General features: G+C 70.9%; 16 protein-coding genes and 1 pseudogene. 8 read left to right on the top strand and 9 right to left on the bottom strand.

Annotated elements, in window-relative coordinates; all coding sequences use genetic code 11:
• Positions 1-74: 74 nt before the first annotated feature.
• Positions 75-1,463 (bottom strand): TadA family conjugal transfer-associated ATPase, encoded by a 1,389-nt coding sequence (locus tag ACIRP7_RS38280; protein WP_403669318.1) that lies wholly within the window; start codon positions 1,461-1,463, stop codon positions 75-77.
• Positions 1,460-2,590, bottom strand: coding sequence for a septum site-determining protein Ssd (gene ssd / locus ACIRP7_RS38275; RefSeq protein WP_403669315.1), 1,131 nt, complete (start codon positions 2,588-2,590; stop codon positions 1,460-1,462). The genes ACIRP7_RS38280 and ssd overlap by 4 nt, the downstream gene beginning before the upstream one ends.
• Positions 2,591-3,198: 608 nt before the next feature.
• On the opposite strand from ssd, the gene ACIRP7_RS38270 reads away from it, so the two are divergent.
• The gene (locus tag ACIRP7_RS38270; RefSeq protein WP_352387815.1) at positions 3,199-4,032 is read left to right on the top strand and encodes an HAD family hydrolase; all 834 of its coding nucleotides are present in this window, start codon (positions 3,199-3,201) and stop codon (positions 4,030-4,032) included.
• A gap of 346 nt (positions 4,033-4,378) precedes the next feature.
• On the opposite strand, the gene ACIRP7_RS38265 is transcribed toward ACIRP7_RS38270, so the two are convergent.
• A complete protein-coding gene (locus tag ACIRP7_RS38265) occupies positions 4,379-5,203 on the bottom strand; it encodes an oxidoreductase (protein WP_403669312.1) in 825 nt (274 codons plus the stop codon).
• Between the two features lie 101 nt (positions 5,204-5,304).
• Here ACIRP7_RS38265 and ACIRP7_RS38260 point away from each other — a divergent pair, with 101 nt between their 5' ends.
• Positions 5,305-6,291, top strand: coding sequence for an ATP-binding protein (locus tag ACIRP7_RS38260; RefSeq protein ID WP_403669309.1), 987 nt, complete (start codon positions 5,305-5,307; stop codon positions 6,289-6,291).
• A gap of 40 nt (positions 6,292-6,331) precedes the next feature.
• Here the strand turns inward: ACIRP7_RS38260 and ACIRP7_RS38255 are convergent, their stop codons facing one another.
• Complete coding sequence (locus ACIRP7_RS38255) at positions 6,332-7,609, bottom strand: hypothetical protein (protein WP_403669307.1); 1,278 nt, start codon at positions 7,607-7,609, stop codon at positions 6,332-6,334.
• Between the two features lie 297 nt (positions 7,610-7,906).
• Between ACIRP7_RS38255 and ACIRP7_RS38250 the strand changes: the two genes are divergently transcribed.
• Positions 7,907-10,318 carry a SulP family inorganic anion transporter gene (locus ACIRP7_RS38250; RefSeq protein ID WP_403669304.1) on the top strand — a complete coding sequence of 804 codons (2,412 nt, stop codon included), beginning with the start codon at positions 7,907-7,909 and terminating at the stop codon, positions 10,316-10,318.
• Between the two features lie 46 nt (positions 10,319-10,364).
• Here the strand turns inward: ACIRP7_RS38250 and ACIRP7_RS38245 are convergent, their stop codons facing one another.
• Together ACIRP7_RS38245 and ACIRP7_RS38240 are read right to left on the bottom strand one after the other, a co-directional pair.
• Complete coding sequence (locus ACIRP7_RS38245; RefSeq protein ID WP_403669302.1) at positions 10,365-10,946, bottom strand: hypothetical protein; 582 nt, start codon at positions 10,944-10,946, stop codon at positions 10,365-10,367.
• The gene (locus ACIRP7_RS38240; protein ID WP_403669299.1) at positions 10,943-11,563 is read right to left on the bottom strand and encodes an RNA polymerase sigma factor; all 621 of its coding nucleotides are present in this window, start codon (positions 11,561-11,563) and stop codon (positions 10,943-10,945) included. The genes ACIRP7_RS38245 and ACIRP7_RS38240 overlap by 4 nt, the downstream gene beginning before the upstream one ends.
• A gap of 251 nt (positions 11,564-11,814) precedes the next feature.
• Here ACIRP7_RS38240 and acs point away from each other — a divergent pair, with 251 nt between their 5' ends.
• From acs to ACIRP7_RS38215, 5 genes are all read left to right on the top strand, one after another.
• Positions 11,815-13,773 carry an acetate--CoA ligase gene (gene acs / locus ACIRP7_RS38235; protein ID WP_403669296.1) on the top strand — a complete coding sequence of 653 codons (1,959 nt, stop codon included), beginning with the start codon at positions 11,815-11,817 and terminating at the stop codon, positions 13,771-13,773.
• A 150-nt stretch (positions 13,774-13,923) separates the two neighbouring features.
• Positions 13,924-15,342 (top strand): Na+/H+ antiporter NhaA, encoded by a 1,419-nt coding sequence (nhaA, locus tag ACIRP7_RS38230; protein ID WP_403669292.1) that lies wholly within the window; start codon positions 13,924-13,926, stop codon positions 15,340-15,342.
• A gap of 93 nt (positions 15,343-15,435) precedes the next feature.
• The gene (locus ACIRP7_RS38225; RefSeq protein WP_403669290.1) at positions 15,436-15,942 is read left to right on the top strand and encodes a phage holin family protein; all 507 of its coding nucleotides are present in this window, start codon (positions 15,436-15,438) and stop codon (positions 15,940-15,942) included.
• Complete coding sequence (locus ACIRP7_RS38220; RefSeq protein ID WP_352387799.1) at positions 15,939-16,880, top strand: alpha/beta hydrolase; 942 nt, start codon at positions 15,939-15,941, stop codon at positions 16,878-16,880. Before ACIRP7_RS38225 ends, ACIRP7_RS38220 begins: the two co-directional genes overlap by 4 nt.
• Before the next feature lie 127 nt (positions 16,881-17,007).
• Complete coding sequence (locus ACIRP7_RS38215; protein ID WP_078936341.1) at positions 17,008-17,193, top strand: hypothetical protein; 186 nt, start codon at positions 17,008-17,010, stop codon at positions 17,191-17,193.
• A gap of 22 nt (positions 17,194-17,215) precedes the next feature.
• On the opposite strand, the gene ACIRP7_RS38210 is transcribed toward ACIRP7_RS38215, so the two are convergent.
• From ACIRP7_RS38210 to ACIRP7_RS38200, 3 genes and pseudogenes are all read right to left on the bottom strand, one after another.
• Complete coding sequence (locus ACIRP7_RS38210) at positions 17,216-18,415, bottom strand: MarP family serine protease (RefSeq protein ID WP_403669286.1); 1,200 nt, start codon at positions 18,413-18,415, stop codon at positions 17,216-17,218.
• A gap of 91 nt (positions 18,416-18,506) precedes the next feature.
• On the bottom strand, positions 18,507-19,196 hold the full coding sequence (locus tag ACIRP7_RS38205) for an NUDIX hydrolase (protein ID WP_403669572.1): 690 nt from the start codon (positions 19,194-19,196) through the stop codon (positions 18,507-18,509).
• A gap of 181 nt (positions 19,197-19,377) precedes the next feature.
• A pseudogene (locus ACIRP7_RS38200) lies at positions 19,378-19,661 on the bottom strand (hypothetical protein); the annotation flags it as partial.

Genomic DNA, 19,661 nt, shown 5'->3' with positions numbered 1-19,661 from the left:
CGTCCGAATCGTCGGAGCCATCCGAACCGTCCGAGCCCTCTCGTCGCCGCACCCGTCGCTGTCACCCGCCCAGGTCATCCGCCCTCCCCCCGCCCCCGCATCGCCTCCCCGAGCAGCCCCCGCAGTCGCTCCCACCCCCGTTCGTACGCGAACGCCTCCGCTCCCCACCGCAGCGCCGGCACCGTCCGCACCAGCCCTGTGGAATCCCGCTCCAGCACCCGCACCTCGGCGATCCGCCGCCGCCCGGCCCGGTCCCGCACGAGATGCAGTACGACGGACAGCGCGGCCGCCAACTGGCTGTGCAGCGCCGCCCGGTCGAGCCCGGCGGCCGTGCCCAGCGCCTCCAGACGGGCCGGTACGTCGGCCGCCGCGTTGGCGTGCACGGTCCCGCAGCCGCCCTCGTGGCCCGTGTTCAGGGCCGCCAGCAAATGCACGACCTCGGGCCCGCGCACCTCACCCACGACCAGCCGGTCGGGCCGCATCCGCAGTGCCTGTCTCACCAGGTCCTCGAGCGTGACGTGCCCGGCGCCCTCCTGGTTGGCGGGTCTCGTCTCCAGCCGGACGACGTGCGGATGGTCCGGCCGGAGCTCCGCCGAGTCCTCCGCGAGCACGATCCGCTCACCCGGCCCGACGAGCCCCAGCAGCGCGCTCAGCAGGGTTGTTTTCCCCGTGCCTGTCCCGCCGCTGATGAGGAAGGACAGCCGCGCGTCCAGCAACGCCCGCAGCACCCGGTCCCCGCCCGGCGGCACGGTGCCGGCCGCGACCAGTTCGTCCAGCGTGAACGCGCGCGGCCGTACGACTCGCAGTGCCAGACAGGTGCAGCCGACGGCGACCGGAGGCAGCACCGCGTGCAGCCGCGTTCCGTCCGGCAGCCGGGCGTCCACCCAGGGCCGTGCGTCGTCGAGGCGCCGCCCGGCCACCGCGGCGAGCCGCTGCGCGAGTCGTCGTACGGCGGCCGCGTCGGCGAAGGAGACGGCGGTCAGTTCGAGTCCGCCGCCCCGGTCCACCCAGACCCGGTCCGGCGCCGACACGAGGACGTCCGTCACCGACGGGTCGGCGAGCAACGGCTCCAGGGGCCCGCTGCCGACCAGTTCGGACCGCAACCGCTCGGCCGCGCCCAGCACTTCGGCGTCCCCGAGGACCCGTCCCTGCTCCCGCAGCGCCTGTGCCACACGCGCGGGCGTCGGTTCGGCACCGCTCTCGGCCAGCCACTGCCGCACGCCGTCCAGCAGCCCGGAGGCCGTGTCCGCGCCGGCCGCCGAGGACGCCGTGGAAACACCGACCGGGGCTGTCCGCGTCCGCGCGACCGTGGCGACCGGCGCCCCACCCGACCGTCGTCGCTCAACGGGACCCACTGCCAAATCACCCGTCCGCCGCACCTCGGCAGAACCGACCCCGGCGCCGTCCACCCGCTCGAACCCTGCGGACCCGGAGGACCCCGAGAACCTGGAGATCCCGCTCATGCCGACCCCGCCCCCGACCCTGTCCCCGCCTCGGTCAACGCCCGCTCCCAGAACTCCTTGCAGAACCGCGCCAGTGGTCCCCGTACGGCCGCCCCCGGTGGTGATCCGCTCCACTGTGGACGCTGGAGCGCCGATTCGACCGGGACCTCGCCCACCAGGGGCAGGCCCAGCAGTCGGGCCACCTCGCGGTCGTCGAGGCCGGGTGCGTACGGGCCGCGTACCGCCACCCGCAGGTCGCGCAGGACCATCCCGACCGCTGAGGCCACGCGACCGGCCGCGGCGACGGCGCGCAGCTCGGCGGGGACCACGAGGATCCCCAGGTCCAGCTGGGCGAGGGCCTCGGCGACGCCGTCGTCGAGGCGGCGGGGCAGGTCGACGACGACGGTGCCGCCCCTGCGCCGGGCCGCGGCGAGCACCGCCCGGACGGCCTGCGGCGGGACGGCGATCCGGTCGCCGCGGTCCCAGCTCAGGACCCGCAGCGAGTGCAGCCGTGGCAGCGACTCCTCCAGGGCGCCGCCGCCGACCCGCCCTCGCGAGGCGGCGAACGCGGGCCAGCGCAGCCCCTCGGTGCTCTCGCCGCCGAGGAGTACGTCGAGTCCGCCACCCAGTGGATCGGCGTCCACCAGGAGCGTGCGCAGGCCCTCACGCGCGGAGGTGACGGCGAGGGCACACGCGAGCGTGGACGCTCCCGCCCCGCCCCGGCCTCCGATGACGCCGACGGTGAGGGCGGGGCGGCCGACGCCCTCGGTGACGTCGGCGATCCGGTCGACCAGCCACTGCTCGCCGTCGGGCAGCATCAGGACGTGATCGGCGCCGATCTCGACGGCCCGCTTCCACACCCCGGAGTCGTCCTGGTCGCGGCCCACCAGCACCACTCCGCGCCTGCGGGCGGCCCCGCGCACCCGCCGCGCGGCGTCGTCGCCGACCAGGATGAGCGGGGCGGCCTCCCAGCTGCCTCTGGGCTGCGGCACCCCGTGATGGACCTCCGCCGTCGCCCCGGCCGCCGCGCACAGCCGCAGCAGGTCGTCGAGCAGATCCTCGTCCTCCGTGACGATCAACGGCCGGCCCGGCCGCCCTCCGGCGTCGGGCTGTCCCTCGTGTGTGACGGCTGCGGTCACGGTCTCCATCCCCCTTCACCGCGCCACGCGAAGCCCCTCCAAGGGCCGGCACGGCGCCACTTCCGCAGGGCCCCTTCGGCCCCGCGGTTCCCATACATGTGAAGAACCGGCAACCGGCCTCCATATGAACGGCCGATACGAACCGGCCAAACACACCCGACAAACCAGAACCGGCCATGAAGTCGGCAGGAGCGGGACGTGTGGGAATCACGGTGCAGCGATCCGGGAAATCGTGTGGATCTTGGTCAATAACTGTGGACAACTCCGCGCCTGTGAATATCGTCGTCACCCATACCGGTGAGGTCGTGGCGCCTGTGCACGCCTTCCACAGAGCAGCGCGGTGACTACACGCAGTGACGGATCATGGCATGCCGAAGAGACGGCCGCAGCCGCCTCGATGCGGTCGCACAACCGCGCAGGGAAGAGGAAAAAACCACCCGGACATGCGACGACCCCCACCGGGGGGGAGAGTGGGGGTCGCCTTCACGGCCGACTCGGGGGGGGAGGAGCCGGACCGCGTTAGCACGGTCGCGAACGATCCGTGACTTCCATGGTGTACCCGAGAGCCCTCTCAGGCAAACCCACGCGCCTCACCTTACGCCGAATGGGCTGCGCCTATGCTCGGGGTCGTGGAAAACCACTCCTTGCCCCGCACAGCCGCCTTCTTTGACCTGGACAAGACGGTCATTGCGAAGTCGAGCACGCTCACGTTCAGCAAGTCGTTCTACCAAGGCGGACTGATCAACCGCAGGGCCGCCCTGCGGACCGCATATGCCCAGTTCGTCTTCCTCGTCGGCGGTATGGACCACGACCAGATGGAGCGCACCCGCGAGTACCTCTCCGCGCTCGTGCGCGGCTGGAACGTCCAGCACGTCAAGGAGATCGTCGCCGAGACCCTCCACGACCTGATCGACCCGATCATCTACGACGAGGCCGCCTCCCTCATCGAGGAGCACCACACCGCCGGCCGGGACGTCGTCATCGTCTCCACGTCCGGCGCCGAGGTGGTCGAGCCGATCGGCGAACTCCTGGGCGCCGACCGGGTGGTGGCGACCCGCATGGTCGTCGGCGAGGACGGCTGCTTCACCGGCGAGGTGGAGTACTACGCGTACGGCCCGACGAAGGCCGAGGCCGTCAAGGAGCTGGCGGAGTCCGAGGGCTACGACCTGGAGCGCTGCTACGCCTACAGCGACTCGGCGACCGACCTGCCGATGCTCCAGGCCGTGGGTCATCCGCACGCGGTCAACCCGGACCGTGCACTGCGTCGCGAGGCCCTCGCGCGCGGGTGGCCGATTCTCGATTTCCACCGGCCGGTGCGGCTCAAGCAGCGGCTGCCGGGATTCGCCGTACCGCCCCGCCCGGCGCTCGTCGCGGTCGCCGCGATAGGAGCGGCGGCGGCGACGGCGGGTCTCGTCTGGTACGCCAATCGGCGGCGGTCGACAGTCGCCTGAGGCGATTGCGGCCACTTGACGCCTATTTGAGACCAAAAGTAAAGAACGGCGGCCAGGGGTTCCGCTTGCCCGGGTCCAGGAGTACAAAGGGGTTAACGGCCCGCGAGACCAAGGACATCCGAGAGGATCACCTTAAAACGCATTTGGCCCCACGGACCGAGCATGAACACCGGGCACCCACGCGACGTCGACCCGTCGATTACGGGCCAGCCGCACCAGGGACGGGCAAAGTTCCCGACCTGATGGGCAATATCTCGAGGACGCTTGGTAACACGGTGAACATGCCAGCGGCGGTACGAGTCCTCGTACCGCCGCAACCCTGTTCCAGGGGCTCTGCGCCGCCCTTCTACGCCGCTCCTCGCTGGAGCGCCTCACACACCGCCGTCGACTCGCGCGCACCCAGTTCGATCGCGCTGCCGCAGTGGGTGATCCAGGCGGCCATGCCCTCGGGAGTGCCGGAGACGTAACCGTCGAGCGCCGCCAGATAGGACGCGCGGCCCAGTTCCGCGTGACCGACCTCCGCGGGGCAGACCGACTTCGGGTCGAGACCGCTGCCGACCAGGACGATCCGCGCGGCCGCGCGCGCGACCAGGCCGTTGTGGGAGACGAAGGGCCTCAGGGCCAGGAGCTCTCCCTGCACGACGGCGGCCGTGACCAGGGCCGGGGCCGAACCGCCCGCGATGATCAGCTCGGACAGACCCTCCAGCCGGCCCGAGACCTCGGCCGCACCCGGCAGGGGCAGCTCGATGAGCGGTTCGTCGACGCTCTCGCCGGCCTGGCGGGGACGCCCGACCTCGTCGCGGTCGGATGCCGCGGCGACCAGGTGCAGCCGGGCCAGCACCCGCAGGGGCGACTGCCGCCAGATGGACAGCAGTTGGCCGGCCTCGGCGGTCAGCCTGAGGGCCGCGCCCATGACCCGTGACTCGTCGTCGACGCCGAAGTCCGAGCGTCGGCGCACCTCTTCGAGAGCCCAGTCCGCGCCGGACAGTGCGGCCGAGCCGCGGGCGCCGCGCAGGGCGGCCTCGGAGGTGATCTCGTTGCTGCGGCGCCGCATGACACGGTGTCCGTAGACCCGGTCCACGGACTTGCGCACGGACTCCACGGACTCGGCCACGCCGGGCAGCGAGCCCAGGGCCGCGAGCGGATCGGCGTTCGCGCCTGTCGTACTCATGAGTACGACATTACGCAACCCAGCGGCACACCCCTCGATGGAGTGGTCTTCTTCACGCCCGACTGCCACATACAGCTACCATCCGACTACTCTTGGTGAACATGAAAATTGCTTTCGTCGGGAAGGGCGGCAGCGGCAAGACGACCCTGTCCTCCCTGTTCATCCGCCATCTCGCGGCCACCGGAGCGCCGGTGATCGCCGTCGACGCCGACATCAACCAGCACCTGGGGCCGGCGCTCGGCCTGGACGAGACGGAGGCGGCCGCGCTGCCCGCCCTGGGCGAGCGGCTGCCGCTGATCAAGGAGTACCTGCGCGGCACCAATCCGCGGATCGCCTCGGCCGCGGAGATGATCAAGACCACCCCGCCCGGCGAGGGCTCGCGGCTGCTGCGGGTACGCGAGGACAACCCGGTCTACGACGCCTGCGCCACGCCGGTGGAACTCGACGGCGACATCGTCCGTTTGATGGTCACCGGCCCCTTCACGGACGCCGACCTGGGGGTCGCCTGCTACCACTCCAAGACGGGGGCGGTGGAGCTCTGCCTGAACCACCTGATGGACGGGCGGGACGAGTACGTCGTGGTGGACATGACGGCAGGCTCGGACTCCTTCGCCTCCGGCATGTTCACCCGCTTCGACATCACCTTCCTCGTCGCCGAGCCGACCCGGAAGGGGGTCTCCGTCTATCGCCAGTACAAGGAGTACGCCCGCGACTTCGGCGTCGTCCTGAAAGTCGTCGGCAACAAGGTGCAGGGCCGGGACGACCTCGACTTCCTCCGCGCCGAGGTCGGGGACGACCTGTTGGTGACGGTCGGGCACTCCGACTGGGTGCGCGCCCTGGAGAAGGGCCGGCCGCCCCGGTTCGCGCTCCTGGAGGATGTCAACCGGCGAGCCCTGCACCAGCTGCGGACGGCCGCCGACGCGACGTACGACCTGCGTGACGGGCAGCGTTACACCCAGCAGATGGTGCACTTCCACCTGAAGAACGCCCGGTCCTGGGGCAACGAGCGCACGGGGGCCGATCTGGCGGCGCAGATCGACCCCTCGTTCGTCCTCGGCGAGAGCGCGGTGAGTGCCGCGAACGTCTGAAGCAGCCGCACTGTCCGATGCGGCGGCAACCGCCCGCCGACTACGGGCGCTTGGCCGCCGGTGCCCCCGGTACGCCCTTCGGCGCCGGGGCGGGCCGGCCGGACAGGAAGGCGGGCCAGCCCTGCTTCGGCGCCTCGCCGACCCTCAGAGCGCGCAGCTTCTCCAGGGTCCTCGGGTCCTGGGCGTCCAGCCAGTCGGCGAGCTGCCGGAAGGAGACGCAGCGCACGTCGGGCTTGTTGCACACGTGCTCGATGGTCTCCTTGACGGCGCGCATGTAGGTGCCGCCGTTCCAGGACTCGAAGTGGTTGCCGATGATCAGAGGCGCGCGGTTGCCGTCGTAGGCCCGGTAAAAGCCCTTGAGGAGGCCGTCGCGCATCTGGTCGCCCCAGAACTCGTACTTGGCGGGGTCGCCCTGGGTCCGGGTGCCGGACTGGTTGACCATGAAGTTGTAGTCCATGGTGAGCTGCTCGTAGGAGTGCCCGGGGAAGGGCACGAGCTGCATCGACAGGTCCCACAGGCCCTGCTTCTTCGCCGGCCACAGCTGCTCGTTGACCCCGCTGGTGTCGTAGCGGAAGCCCAGTTCGCGGGCGGCCTTCATGAAGTTCTTCTGGCCCTCCAGGCAGGGGGTGCGGGCGCCGATGAGCTCCCTGTCGTAGTCGAAGGGCAGCGGGGCGGCCTTCGCCATCCCGGTGTTGGTCTTCCAGGACTTCACGAACCTCTTCGCCTGGGCGATCTCGTCCTTCCACTCCTCGACCGACCACTGGCCGACCCCGCCGCCGCTGCCGCAGAAGTGGCCGTTGAAGTGGGTCCCGATCTCGTTGCCCTCCAGCCACGCGAGGCGCAGCTGCTTGACGGTGTCGGCGATGCCCTGCTCGTCGTTGAAGCCGATGTCGGAGCGGCCCGGGGAGTGCTGCGGCGGCTTGTACTCGTCGCGCTTGTCCTCCGGCAGCATGTACACGCCGCTCAGGAAGTACGTCATCGTGGCGTGGTTCGCCCTGGCGACCGCACGGAAACGGGAGAACAGCTTCTGGCTGTCCTCGCCGGCGCCGTCCCAGGAGAACACCACGAACTGCGGGGGCTTCTGACCGGGCTTGAGACGTTGGGCTCTGGGCAGGTGCGGCTGCGCTCCGGTGTACGCGGTGGAGCCGTCACCGATCAGACGGAACACCCGCTTGGGCGGGACCTGGGCAGGCTTCGCCTTCTGCGGGCCGGCGGCTCCTCCGTCGGCGACGTCGGCGCCGGTCGCGCAACCGGCGAGCGAGGCGGCGCAGACCGCGGCGACCACGGCTCCCGCGGCAATCCTGTGGGTGGCGGCCATGTTCCGCCCACCTTCTTCCTTCTCTCGGGGCAACGACAGCGCCGCCAAGTTCGCATGGACCCGAGGAGGAATTAGTACGACAAGCCGATGAAATTGCCACTTCACCCATTCAGGTGGGTACTTAACCCATTTGCCCGGAAAGTCTATGCCAGCCCTTTACTCTGCATTACGATCCATTTACCGAGCGTTGATTCATCCCGCCACTGCACGCCGTGACCCACGGCCGCGACCCGACCCCCGCCATCGACGGGGGACCACCTGTTCCGCGACCGCGCTGCCCCGGAGGAGACGGGAAAAATGTCAGCCTGTGTTCCCACCCGAGCCACCGACCCGAGCGACTCGCACCACAAGAGGCGCATCCAGCCTGCCCACAGCCCCCCGCCGACCCCGCCCCGCCGCTTCCGGATCGCGGGCGCCGACGTGTCGGCCTCGATCGCGGTCTTCCTGATCGCCCTGCCCCTGTCCCTGGGCATCGCCCTGGCCACCGGCGCTCCCCTCCAGGCCGGCCTCGTGGCCGCCGCCGTCGGAGGGATCGTCGCCGGCCGGCTGGGGGGCTGCCCGCTCCAGGTCAGCGGCCCGGCCGCCGGGCTCACCGTGGTCACCGCCGACCTGATCCACCGCTACGGCTGGCGGACCACTTGCGCCATCACCGTCCTCGCCGGAGTGGTCCAACTCGGCCTCGGCTGCCTGCGGGTGGCCCGCACCGCGCTCGCCGTCAGCCCCGCGATCGTGCACGGCATGCTCGCCGGCATCGGCGTCACCATCGCCGTCGCCCAGTTGCACATCGTCCTCGGCGGCACCCCGCAGAGCTCCGTCCTGGACAACCTCCGCGCCCTGCCCGCCCAATTGGCACACCTGCAGCCCGCCGCCGTCTCGGTGAGCGCGCTGACCCTGACGCTGCTCCTGCTCTGGCCGCGCATCCCGGGCCGGGCGGGCCGGCTCCTGCGCAGGATCCCGGCCGCGCTCGTGGCCGTCGCCGGAGCCACCACCGCCGCCTCCCTCGCCGGGCTCGCCGTGCCGAAGGTCGATCTGCCGTCCTGGAGCAGCCATGCTCTGGCCGGACTGCCCGAAGGCCCCGTGCTGGGGCTCGTCGCCGCCGTGCTCACCACCACGCTGGTGTGCAGTGTGCAGTCGCTGCTGGGTGCGGTGGCCGTCGACAAGCTGGCGGCCGGCCGACCCGACCTGCTCGCCGCGAGCACCGGCCCAGGTGGCAGACCGCGCGTCGGCCGCTCGGAGCTGGACCGCGAACTGCTCGGACAGGGCGCCGCCAACATCGTCTCCGGCTCCCTCGGCGGACTGCCCGTCGCCGGTGTGGCGGTGCGGAGTTCGGCGAACGTCCAGGCGGGTGCCGTCAGCCGGAACTCCACGATGCTGCACGGCGTTCTCGTAGTGATCGCCGCGCTGCTGATGGTCCCGGTCCTCGAGTTCATCCCGCTCGCCTCGCTCGCCGCCCTGGTGATGGCCGTCGGCATCCAGATGGTGTCCCTGCACCACATCCGCACGGTGACCCGCCACCGAGAAGTCCTGGTGTACGCCGTCACCACCCTCGGCGTGGTCGTGTTCGGCGTCCTGGAGGGCGTGTCGCTGGGCATCGCCGTCGCCGTCGGAGTCGCCCTGCACCGCCTCACCCGCACCCGGATCACCCACTGCGAGAGGGAAGGAGTCCATCACGTACACGTACGAGGGCAGTTGACGTTCCTCGCGGTGCCCCGGCTCAGCCGGGCCCTGCATCTCGTCCCCCAGGGGGCGGACGCCGTCGTGGAGCTGGACGGGTCGTTCATGGACCACGCGGCGTACGAATCGCTGCAGGACTGGCAGAAGACGCACACCGCGCAGGGCGGTTCCGTCGAGCTGACCGGGCGCAGACCGGGCACGCGCATCGCCGAGCTGTCCGACTCCGACCACTGCCGCTGCCGCCCCTGGACGGCCTGGCGCAACCACCAGTGCGAACGTCCGTACACCGCGCAGCCCGCCGGACAGACCGGTGCGTCCGGCGCACCCGGTGCCGCGCAGGCTCCGGGCGGATCCCGCGAGTCGAGCGGGTCTGAACTGGCGCGTGGCATCAGCGCGTTCCAGCGCAACACCGCGCCGATCGTGCGGGGTGAGCTGGCCCGGCTGGCGCGTGAGGGCCAGCAGCCGGACCAGCTCTTCCTCACCTGCGCGGACTCCCGGCTGGTCACCTCGATGATCACCTCCAGTGGCCCGGGCGACCTGTTCGTGGTGCGCAACGTGGGCAACCTCGTCCCCCTGCCCGGTGAGGAGAGCGGGGACGACTCGGTGGCGGCCGCGATCGAGTACGCGGTGGACGTGCTGAAGGTGCGCTCCATCACCGTGTGCGGGCATTCCGGCTGCGGGGCCATGCAGGCGCTGCTCACCTCGGAACCGGGCGGCTCCCGGACCCCGCTGCAGCGGTGGCTGCGGCACGGACGGCCCAGCCTGGAGCGGATGGCCGACGGCAGCGGGCCCAGCGCCAGGCTCGCCGGGCGGGCCCCCGCCGACGCGCTCGAGCAGCTCTGTCTGACCAACGTGGTCCAGCAGTTGGAGCAGCTGAGCGCCCACGACTCGGTCGCCCGGGCCCTGCAAAAGGGGGAGCTGGAGCTGCACGGGATGTACTTCCACGTGGGCGAGGCCCAGGCCTACCTGCTCACCGGGGCGGCCGGGGACGGGCTGTTCGACCATGTGGAGGCGGCGGCGGACCTGTCGGCGTGAGCCTCGCGGTGTGCGGCCCCTCCTTCAGGAGCCGCACACCGTTTCCCTAGGAGCCGCTCGGCGTCGGCTTCACCGGGACACAGGGCTCGACATCGGCCCCGGTCGGGTAGACGTCGACCTTGTGCGGCTCCGACCCGTCGTTGAAGTTCACGAAGACCAGCACATTGCCACGGTGCAGGGTGAGCTTCCGGGCCCAGTGGTAGGTGGAGATCGGGACGCGCTCCCTCTGAGGATCCTGTGCCCAGATCACCGGGTCCCCCGCGCAGACATAACCGGGACGCAGGATCTGCACGTCCACCTCGATGCCATTCGGGCGCAGCTGCCGTGCGAGTGCGCGCTGGTCGTCGACATCGATGTACTGCTCATGGGCGGTGAGCGTGACGGTTCCGTCCTCGTGGCGCTCCAGCGCGTACGCCGGGGACTGGGCCGGCGTGCCCGGCGACAGCACCACCGCGAGCCCGGCCGCCGCGCAGAGTCCCGCGGCCATGGCGATCCGGCGCCCCCTGAGCACAGGGCGCCGCGCGACCGGCAACGGCCCCGGCACCTGCCCAGGCACGGACTCCCGTCGCTCGATCTCTCCCTGCAACTCCACCAGCAGCCGGTCCTCGAACGTCCTCCTCGCCGTCATGCCTCTCCCCCAGTTCCTTCCGTGACGATTCCTCCGGTGACGTACGGCGGTGCGGCGCCCTGCGGCTTCCCGCCAGGAGATTCCGCCGCCGCGCGCAGCGACTTGCGCGCCCTGTGCAGCCGTACACGCGCCGCCACCTGGCTGATCCCGAGCGCCGTCGCGGCCTCGCCGACCGTGAGTTCGTCGACCGCGACCAGTTCCAGGACGGCTCTCTCCCCCGCGGGGAGCCGTTCCAGTGCGGCCAGGGCGCGGCGGCCCGGGCTCTGGGCGTCGAGCTTGTCCTCCAGGCGGGCGATGTCGTCGGCCGCCAGCAGCCGCCGGCCCGAGATGCGCCGGTCGCGGTCGGTCTCGCGGGCGACCCGACGGCGCTCCCCTGCGACCACGTTGCGCGCGATGCCGTACAGCCACGCCCGCTCGCTGCCCCGGGACGGGCGGTAGGTGTGGGCGGAGTCCAGGACCGCCAGGAAGATCTCGGCCGTCAGGTCGGCGACCGTGTGGGGGTCCGCGACACGCCGGGCCACGACAGACGTCATCGCGTCCACATGGCGCCGGTAGAACTCTTCGAAGAGCTGTGGGTCGCGAGCCGCGGCCCGCGGACCGCCCCGTATCCCCTCCACTCGGGCTCCCTTCTCGTCGAGCGTCGGTGCGCCGGACGTCGGCGACGCTGCACCCGTACTTGGGCGGGAGTGTGAAAGGCGTTACAGGCGCTGAACTCCGCCTGGTCGTCGTACGTGGGTACGGATGACCATGGCCGACGGACTCGACCCCACAGGTCTAAACCAATTTCCGGTCGACCCTTGTCATCGCATCCCCGGTCTGATGAGCTGTGGCCTGGGACACAACGGACACCCTGGGAAAGGCAGATGCCGTGAGCAACGAAAGCCTGGCCAACCTGCTCAAGGAAGAGCGCAGGTTCGCACCCCCCGCCGACCTGGCCGCGAACGCCAACGTCACGGCGGAGGCGTATGAGCAGGCCAAGGCTGACCGACTCGGTTTCTGGGCCGCGCAGGCCCGTCGACTGAGCTGGGCCAAGGAGCCGACCGAGACCCTGGACTGGTCGAACCCGCCGTTCGCCAAGTGGTTCAAGGACGGCCAGCTCAATGTGGCGTACAACTGCGTCGACCGGCATGTCGAAGCGGGGAACGGTGACCGGGTCGCCATCCACTTCGAGGGCGAGCCGGGCGACAGCCGCGCGATCACCTACGCCGAGCTCAAGGACGAGGTCTCCAAGGCCGCGAACGCCCTGCTGGAACTGGGGGTCCAGAAGGGCGACCGGGTCGCCGTCTACATGCCGATGATCCCCGAGACCGCCGTCGCGATGCTCGCGTGCGCCCGGATCGGCGCCGCGCACTCCGTGGTCTTCGGCGGCTTCTCGGCGGACGCGCTCGCCACCCGTATCCAGGACGCGGACGCCAAGGTCGTCATCACCTCGGACGGCGGCTACCGGCGCGGCAAGCCGTCCGCGCTCAAGCCCGCCGTCGACGAGGCCGCCGACAAGGCCGGCAACGTCGAGCACGTGCTGGTCGTCCGCCGTACCGGCCAGGAGGTCGCCTGGAACGACAGCCGGGACGTGTGGTGGCACGAGATCGTGGACCGGCAGCCCGCCGAGCACACCCCCGAGGCCTTCGACGCCGAGCAGCCACTGTTCATCCTCTACACGTCCGGTACGACGGGTAAGCCGAAGGGCATCCTGCACACCTCCGGCGGCTACCTCACCCAGACCGCGTACACCCACCACGCCGTCTTCGACCTCAAGCCGGAGACCGACGTCTACTGGTGCACGGCCGACGTCGGCTGGGTGACCGGGCACTCGTACATCGTCTACGGCCCGCTCGCCAACGGCGCCACCCAGGTCATGTACGAGGGCACGCCGGACACCCCGCACCAGGGCCGTTTCTGGGAGATCATCCAGAAGTACGGGGTGACGATCCTGTACACGGCGCCGACGGCGATCCGTACGTTCATGAAGTGGGGCGACGACATCCCCGCGAAGTTCGACCTGTCCAGCCTGCGCGTCCTCGGCTCGGTCGGTGAGCCGATCAACCCCGAGGCGTGGATCTGGTACCGCAAGCACATCGGCGCCGACCGCACCCCGATCGTGGACACCTGGTGGCAGACCGAGACCGGCGCGATGATGATCTCCCCACTGCCGGGGGTCACCGCGACCAAGCCCGGTTCCGCGCAGACGCCGCTGCCCGGCATCTCGGCCACCGTGGTGGACGACGAGGCCCGGGAAGTCCCCGACGGCGGGGGCGGCTACCTCGTCCTCACCGAGCCGTGGCCGTCGATGCTGCGCACCATCTGGGGCGACGACCAGCGCTTCCTCGACACCTACTGGTCGCGCTTCGAGGGCAAGTACTTCGCCGGTGACGGCGCGAAGAAGGACGACGACGGCGACATCTGGCTGCTCGGCCGCGTCGACGACGTCATGCTGGTCTCCGGCCACAACATCTCGACCACCGAGGTCGAGTCGGCGCTCGTCTCCCACCCCTCGGTCGCCGAGGCGGCCGTGGTCGGCGCGGCGGACGAGACGACCGGGCAGGCGATCGTCGCCTTCGTGATCCTGCGCGGCACGGCGAACGCCGAGGACGAGGGCCTCGTCGCCGACCTGCGCAACCACGTCGGCGCCACCCTCGGGCCGATCGCCAAGCCGAAGCGGATCCTGCCGGTGGCCGAGCTGCCGAAGACCCGCTCCGGCAAGATCATGCGCCGGCTGCTGCGGGATGTCGCCGAGAACCGCCAGCTCGGTGACGTCACCACGCTGACGGACTCCACGGTCATGGACCTCATCCAGGCCAAGCTGCCGGCCTCGCCCAGCGAGGACTGACCGGGTCGTGGAAAACGGGGGTGCCGGGCGTGGGAACGCGTTCGGCACCCCTTTTAGCTAAGCTAAACAAAACAGCGTGACCCTCATGGTGTGCCGGGAAGTCTGGTCGGCGAACAGCTCAGCTCTGCCCACCGACCGGAGGTCCCCCTGATGCCCGCGCCCACGCGTAAGGTCCTCGGCCGTCTCTCCCTGCCCGAGCGCACCTTCGTCGCGGACGCGCTGCGCACCGAGACGGTCGGCGGGGTGTTCCTGCTCGTCGCCGCGGTCGCCGCGCTGATCTGGGTGAACGTTCCCGCGCTGCACGACAGCTACGAGAGCGTCAGCCACTACCACCTCGGCCCCGCGGCCCTCGGACTCGACCTGTCCATCGCCCACTGGGCCGCCGACGGACTCCTCGCGATCTTCTTCTTCGTGGCCGGCATCGAACTCAAACGCGAGCTCGTCGCCGGTGACCTGAAGGACCCCAAGGCGGCCGCGCTGCCCGTCGTCGCGGCCCTGTGCGGCATGGCCGTACCGGCGCTCGTCTACACCCTCACCAACCTCACCGGCGGCGGCTCCCTGGCCGGCTGGGCCGTGCCCACCGCCACCGACATCGCCTTCGCGCTCGCCGTGCTCGCCGTCATCGGCACCTGGCTGCCGAGCGCGCTGCGCGCCTTCCTGCTGACCCTCGCCGTCGTCGACGACCTCTTCGCGATCCTGATCATCGCGGTCTTCTTCACCGCCGACATCGACTTCGCCGCGCTCGGCGGCGCGGCCGCCGGCCTCGCGGTCTTCTGGGCGCTGCTGCGCAAGGGCGTACGCGGGTGGTACATCTATGTCCCGCTCGCGCTGGTGATCTGGGCGCTGATGTACAACAGCGGCGTCCACGCCACCATCGCGGGCGTCGCGATGGGCCTGATGCTGCGCTGCACCAGGCAGGAGGACGAGAAGGTCTCCCCGGGCGAACGCATCGAGCATCTCGTACGGCCGCTCTCGGCGGGCCTGGCCGTCCCGCTGTTCGCCCTCTTCAGCGCGGGTGTCTCCATCTCCGGCGGCGCGCTCGGCGAGGTGTTCACCCGGCCGGAGACGCTGGGCGTGGTGCTCGGGCTGGTCCTCGGCAAGGCGCTCGGCATCTTCGGCGGGACCTGGCTGACGGCCCGCTTCACCCGGGCCTCGCTCAGCGACGACCTCGAGTGGGCCGACGTGTTCGCGGTGGCGACCCTCGCGGGCATCGGCTTCACCGTGTCGCTGCTCATCGGGGAACTCGCCTTCGACGACGACGCGACACTGACCGACGAGGTCAAGGCCGCCGTACTCCTCGGCTCGCTCATCGCGGCCACCCTCGCCACGGTGCTGCTGAAGCTGCGGAACGCCAAGTACCGCAGGTTGTACGAGACCGAGGAGCGCGACGAGGACCTCGACGGCATTCCGGACATCTACGAGGAGGACGACCCGGCGTACCACCTGCGCATGGCGGCGATCTACGACCGCAAGGCCGCCGAGCACCGCCGGATCGCCGAGCGCAAGACGGCCGAGCGGCTTGCCGAAGTGACGGGCGGGGCAGGCGAGGAGGACCACCGTCGGGCATGATCTGACGGGACGGTACAAAAGACACGGCCCATACACAGTCACGACCCACACATAGTCACAGCCCATTCAGAGGCAGTGAAGAGGGAGACCGCGATGAGCGCACCCGACGGCAGCCCGGTCGGCGCCGAACGCAGCATCGGCCAGCTGTTCGCCTCGGCGACGACCGAGATGTCGGCACTGGTGCACGACGAGATCGCGCTGGCGAAGGCGCAGCTCAAGCAGGACGTCAAGAAGGGCGCGATGAGCGGCGGCGCGTTCAGCGTGGCCGGCGGGGTCCTGCTGTTCTCCCTGCCGATGCTCAACTTCGCCCTGGCGTACGGCATCCGGACCTGGAGCGACTGGAACCTCGCGGTCTGCTTCCTGCTGTCCTTCGCCGCCAACGTCCTCGTCGCGCTGGTCCTCGCGCTGATCGGTGTCGTCTTCGCGAAGAAGGCGCAGAAGAGCAAGGGCCCGCAGAAGGTCGCCGCGTCGATGAAGGAGACGGCGGGCGTGCTCCAGAACGCCAAGCCCCACCCGCGGGCCGACAGCGACACCAAGGTCCTGGAGGAGCGGGTCCGGAACGCGAAGGCCATCGAGGTTGTGGCACGCTCGTCGTCATGACCGATCCCGCCGCTTCTTCGGCGCAGCAGCCCGCCTCTCTCGTACGGCCCGACGGTCCCTGGACGCACCGGGACGTGGCGGCCAACGGCGCGCGCTTCCACATCGCCGAACTGGGCGACGGACCGCTCGTGATGTTCCTGCACGGCTTCCCCCAGTTCTGGTGGACCTGGCGCCACCAGCTGGAGGCGCTCGCCGACGCCGGCTTCCGGGCCGTGGCCATGGACCTGCGCGGCGTCGGCGGCAGCGACCGCACCCCGCGCGGCTACGACCCCGCCAACCTCGCCCTCGACGTCACCGGCGTGATCCGCTCGCTCGGCGAGCCGGACGCCGCTCTGGTCGGCCATGACCTGGGCGGCTATCTGGCGTGGACGGCGGCCGCGATGCGTCCCAAGCTGGTACGCCGGCTCGCGGTCGCCTCGATGCCGCATCCCCGGCGCTGGCGCTCGGCGATGCTCTCGGACGTCAAGCAGACCCGTGCCGGTTCCTACATCTGGGGGTTCCAGCGGCCCTGGGTCCCCGAGCGGCGGCTGACCGCGGACGACGGCGCGCTGGTCGCCGAGCTGATCCGGGACTGGTCCGGCCCGCGGCTGCCGGACGACAAGGTGGTGGAGACGTACCGCAGGGCGATGTGCATCCCCTCGACGGCACACTGCTCGGTCGAGCCGTACCGCTGGATGGTGCGCTCCCTGGCGCGTCCCGACGGGATCCAGTTCAACCGGCGCATGAAGCGGCCCGTCCGCGTGCCGACCCTGCATCTGCACGGCTCGCTCGACCCGGTGATGCGCACGCGCAGTGCGGCGGGGTCCGGGGAGTACGTCGAAGCGCCGTACCGCTGGCGGCTGTTCGACGGGCTGGGGCACTTCCCGCACGAGGAGGATCCGGTCGCGTTCTCGACAGAACTGATCAATTGGCTGAAGGATCCCGAACCCGATCGGTAACCGTTTCGCCGCGCCAGGTGTCCGGATCTGAACGCCTGTCACACGAACGGTTACTTGCCCGGCGCATAGGCCAATTGGGGGGCGTGGGGGCGGTTATCGACCTTGGGGCAGGGGCACACGTCCGGGTATGGGCTGGACGCACGACTACGGTGACGCGGCACGCAATCGACGCTCGGGCGCTGCCCTGAGCTCCCACCATCAGGGCGGTGCCCCGCAACTGCCGGGCGGCACGGATCTGAGGGTGGGTATCCCGCGCATCCTGCGCCGCCGGGCCCGCTGGGTCTCGGTGCGCCTGCGTCACCCCCGAGGCTGACGCACCCGCTCCGGGGCACCTCTCACAACGCGCAGCTGTCGCTGTCCACCTGCTGGTTCGCGGTGCGCCCCCTGGCGATGTCCTCCTGGATCTCGTCCGCGGTGAGCGCGTATCCGGTGTCGGGGTCGTCGAGCGACTTCGCGAAGACCACGCCGTACACCCTGCCCTGCGGGGTGAGCAGCGGACCGCCGGAGTTGCCCTGGCGGACGGTCGCGTAGAGGGAGTAGACGTCGCGGTCGACGGTGCCACGGTGGTAGATGTCCGGTCCGTGGGCGTCGATACGCCCGCGCACGCGCGCGGAGCGGACGTCGTACGCGCCGTTCTCCGGGAAGCCCGCGACGATCGCGCTGTCCCCGCTGGCGGCGTCCTCGGACGTGAACCGCAGCGCGGGCGCGTCCAGATCGGGCACGTCCAGGACGGCGATGTCGCGCTGCCAGTCGTAGAGGACGACCGTGGCGTCGTACTTCCTGCCCTCGCCGCCTATCTGGACGGTGGGCTCGTCGACGCCGCCGACGACATGGGCGTTGGTCATGACGCGGCGGTCGCCGAAGACGAAGCCGGTGCCCTCCAGGACCTTGCCGCAGCTCTGCGCGGTGCCCATGACCTTGACGATGGAGCGCTGGGCGCGGGTGGCGACGGCGCTGTGCGCGAGCTTGGGGTCGGGCGGCTGGACCGCCTTGATCGGCTCGTTGGAGAACGGGCTGAAGACCTGCGGGAAGCCGTTGTCCGCGAGGACCGAGGTGAAGTCCTTGAACCAGGTGTCCGCGCCGGAGGGCAGCACCTCCTGGACGCCGAGGAGCACCTTGGAGCCGCGCACCTCCTTGCCGACCGTGGACATCGTGGTCTGCGCGAGCATGGCACCGATCAGCCAGGCCACCAGGAGCATCGCCACGACGTTCACGAGGGCGCCGCCGGTGGCGTCGACGGCACGCGCGGGTGACCAGGTGATGTACCGGCGCAGCTTGTTGCCGAGATGGGTGGTCAGGGCCTGGCCGACGGAGGCGCAGACGATCACGATGACGACGCCGACGACGGCGGCGACCGTGCCGACCTCCGCGTGGTCGGTCAGCGCGTCCCAGATGACGGGAAGGGTGTAGACGGCGACGAGACCACCGCCCAGGAATCCGATCACCGACAGGATGCCTACGACGAAGCCCTGGCGGTAGCCGACGATCGCGAACCACACGGCGGCGACCAGCAACAGGATGTCCAGCACGTTCACCGGTTCTAGCCTCGCCTCATCACTTCGCGTTCACCACAGGTCGGCCGGTCGGGGGCTGTCCCCGGGAAGACACAGCACGGACGCCACCCTGTCATGCGCGCCAGTCGAGCGGGACCTGCTTGTCGCGGTCCCAGGGGCGCTCCCAGCCCGCGAAGTGCAGGATCCGGTCGATGATTCCGGCGGTGAAGCCCCAGACGAGGGCCGATTCGACCAGGAATGCCGGACCTCGGTGTCCGCTGGGGTGGACGGTCGTCGCACGGTTGCCCGGATCCGTGAGATCCGCCACGGGGACCGTGAAGACGCGCGCGGTTTCATTCGGATCGACGACACCGACCGGGGTCGGCTCGCGCCACCAGCCGAGCACCGGGGTCACCACGAAGCCGCTGACCGGGATGTACAGCTTGGGCAGCACGCCGAAGAGCTGGACGCCGGACGGGTCGAGGCCGGTCTCCTCCTCGGCCTCGCGCAGGGCGGCCCTGAGCGGCCCGTCGCCCTGGGGGTCACCGTCCTCCGGATCGAGCGCGCCACCGGGGAACGACGGCTGCCCGGCGTGCGATCTGAGGGAACTCGCCCGCTCCATGAGCAGCAGCTCGGGCCCGCGCTCGCCCTCGCCGAACAGGACCAGCACGGCCGACTGCCGCCCCGCGCCGTCCGCCGGCGGCAGGAAGCGGCTCAACTGGAGCGGCTCGACCGTCTCCACGGCGCGCACCACCGGGTCCAGCCAGCTCGGCAGGCCGTCCTTGCTGAGCGTCACGCCCGTCGTACCGCTCGCCCGTGTCATCGCCACCCCCGTCTTCCTGCACTGCCCAACGCCCGAGGGACCCTAGATCGTTCCACCCGGACATCACACCTGCCCGCCAACGGGGCCCCCAACAGGGAGCGGCCCCCGCTCAGGGCTCCGGTTCGGATCGGGGCTCCGGTTCGGATCGGGGCTCTGGTTCGGATCGGGGCTCTGGTTCGGATCAGGGTTCTGGTTCGGCTCGGCACTCCGGTCCGGCTTCGCGCTGCGGTTCGGCCTGGCCCTCTGGTCCGGCTTCGCGCTGCGGTTCGGCCTGGAGCTGCGGTTCGGCCTGGGGCTCCGGTCTGGCCCGGTACCCCGGTTCGGCTTCGGACTCCGGTTCGGCCTGGAACTCCGGCCCGGCTTGGCGCTCCGGTTCGGCCTGGAGCTGCGGTTCGGCCTGGGGCTCCGGTCTGGCCCGGTACCCCGGTTCGGCTTCGGACTCCGGTTCGGCCTGGAACTCCGGCC

It is taken from the genome of Streptomyces sp. NPDC102270 (assembly GCF_044766405.1).
Classification (GTDB): domain Bacteria; phylum Actinomycetota; class Actinomycetes; order Streptomycetales; family Streptomycetaceae; genus Streptomyces.
The sequence above is the reverse complement of the archived record's forward strand: the minus strand, read 5'-3'. Positions and strand labels throughout refer to the sequence as shown.